2 protein-coding genes are annotated in these 2,547 nt (G+C 41.5%); both read right to left on the reverse strand.

The window, feature by feature from the left end:
* Window positions 1–590: 590 nt before the first annotated feature.
* Complete coding sequence (locus L4C33_RS21390; protein ID WP_428814407.1) at window positions 591–1,508, reverse strand: DMT family transporter; 918 nt, start codon at window positions 1,506–1,508, stop codon at window positions 591–593.
* 310 nt (window positions 1,509–1,818) lie between these two features.
* Window positions 1,819–2,448: a D-Ala-D-Ala carboxypeptidase family metallohydrolase gene (locus tag L4C33_RS21395; RefSeq protein WP_428814408.1), complete on the reverse strand. Its 630-nt coding sequence runs from the start codon at window positions 2,446–2,448 to the stop codon at window positions 1,819–1,821.
* Window positions 2,449–2,547 lie beyond the last annotated feature (99 nt).

The following is a 2,547-nucleotide window of genomic DNA, read 5'->3' on the forward strand; positions in this document are numbered from 1 at the left end:
GACATGGTGATGAGTGATGAGTGAGACATGGTGATGAGTGATGAGTGATGAGTAGAGATGCTCATTTAGGGATTTTTATAGTATAGAGGATTAATACTCTCGTTGTGAGAGATCTCTTACAAACGAGTAAGCTCTTGTCTTTGAATTAGTAACTTAATAGTAATTAGTGTTATCTAAGTATTTGAAAGTAAAGTGTTATATTAAATATTCATGATTATGGTCGGTATCCATTTGTCTTTTAGTCGCTTGTTGAAAAGCGCAAAAGAGATATTATGAATTTGTCAGCAGGAAGCGGACACGGAACAGGAAAGACCCACGGATAGGTCATCTTCAGGATGAAGATTAGATAATTCAGGATGAGTTATCTGCTACGGAAGCGACAGGACACCACTTACGGATTAAGTGATGAAGCTAACTAGGATTGTTAGCTGGCAGGATAGCCAAGGACACCGCTAGGATGGCGATGAAATGGAATGCGCTGAAGGATACAGCACACTATCAAGGATTAGATGCAGGGAGCACTGATTTAGTAGCCGGATTGCTGCGAGTAAGAACTGAACCCACCAAGTGAAAGCTTGGTGGGTTTTCTTTTATTTAAGTTTAATAATCGACAGAATAACTAGAACCATCCCGGCTGCGTGATAAGCTGTAAAACTCTCTTCCAAAATAAAAATGGCAAAGATCGCTGTAATCACAGGCCCGATATTGCTGGTTAAGCTTAATAATGAGGGTGTTAGCCTCGCCATAGCCGCTGAAACTAAATAAGACGGCAGTACAGTACAGAAAAAGCCTAAAGTTACGCCGAGTATAATGAGCTCTTGGCTCAGCGACTCAATATTCACTTCAGAAAACTGTAAGTGGATCAGTATCGCAACGCCTGCACTTCCCATTCCAAGGCTCGTAAATAATTGACTGCCCATAATAGTGATAATGCGTTTACTTAATATTAGGTAGCAAGCAAACACAAACGCAGAACAAACCGCAAGCGCACTCCCTGTCCAAACCTGGGCACCTAAATGAGATAAATCATGTGCAACAATTAGACTGATCCCTAAATAGCCGATAATAATGGCTGTGACCGTTTTCTTATTGGGCTTTTGACCTGAAAAGTACCAACTGAGTAATACGACAAAAGTTGGGAACAAAAATATCAGTAGCCTTTCTAGTTGGGCGGAAATGGAAGCCAGCGCTGTGATATCAAGGTAGCTCGCGAGATAATAGCCAAGAACTCCAATACCAGCCGCTTGCCAACCAAACTTCTTAACGTAGGTACGGTTGGTTTGGCTTCTCAAGCTCCAAAGTAGTATGACAATGTAAAAGGGAAGAGAACTGAGTGCTCTGAGGCTCATAATAGACGTTGCATCACCACCATATTGGTAAGCGAGTTTGATGAATACAGGTTTAATTGAAAAGAGGGCGGTACCGATTAGAGCAAGAAGGATCCCTTGGCGGTACTGGCTTAAGTTTTGTTTATTTTCAACGGTATTATCAACAACGTTTTCTGACATGTGCTCGCTTCCTTATGAGGGCTACGAGCAGGAGCAAAGATAATTTACCTAGCTGTCTACTCGCAGCCAGGTACAACAAATCCTACCGGCTACAGGGCATTTCGAGTAAGAGCCAAAGGTAAGATTGATTAAAGTTCATAAATATCTCGTGTACGGTGAATTTATAGCCTACTCATTTTTGGTAGTGTGAGCAAGTATGCGATCAACTTTGTGCATATTAAGTTTCATGGTCGAACAGTGAGTAACAATCTAATCAGAATTTACTAGTTTGAGTTTGAGTTTGAGTTTGAGTTTGAGTTTGAGTTTAGGGCTACCAACGCCTAAAACCACAAGTATCAATATGAAAACGCACTCCAGAGTATAACCCCAACCCAACATTGTATTCCTGGCCGACTTTGTTATGGATAGCTTTGAGCTTTTTGWGTAGATCCTCTCTTGTTATGCCTTCTGATGGTACGAGGTCTAAAGCGCAAAAGTTCAGGTGCTTACTCCGAGCCGCTCCACCAGCTTGCTTATTGTAAATGTCGGTACGTTCTCCTGATACAGGAATGACAATACCGATCTCAGGCTCAATATATTTTTGGATAAATTTGAGGGTATTTATCATGGTGGGGATATGCTTTGCATTGGGTAGCGTGAATAGGGTGGTGTTACTCATGACCCAATCAGTACCCTGAAGAAGAACTAAATGAAGTGGCATTGTTTGCTGCACACCTGCTGCTCTTAATTGACTACCGATCTTCTTTATCTTTTCCTCAGCGTGATTAAGCAGAACCCAACCTTTGAATGCGGTTCGAGTAGGAACTTTGTAGCCATGAACGTCGACAACTAAGWCATCGTAGGTTAATTCGGTTTCCTCGCTATACAGCTTAGACAGATCTTCAGGTAATGGTTGGGCATTAACGACCAATAAAGAAAGTAACAAGCTACTCACACTCATACATCCGTTCCTCCCGTAAATATGGATAAAGTATAGGCATAATTTATGAAGGTAAGTGAGTGTATGTATCAGGGTTATATCGGAGCGACTATCAGATGT

It is taken from the genome of Vibrio makurazakiensis (assembly GCF_050337375.1).
GTDB classification, from domain to species: Bacteria; Pseudomonadota; Gammaproteobacteria; order Enterobacterales; family Vibrionaceae; genus Vibrio; species Vibrio makurazakiensis.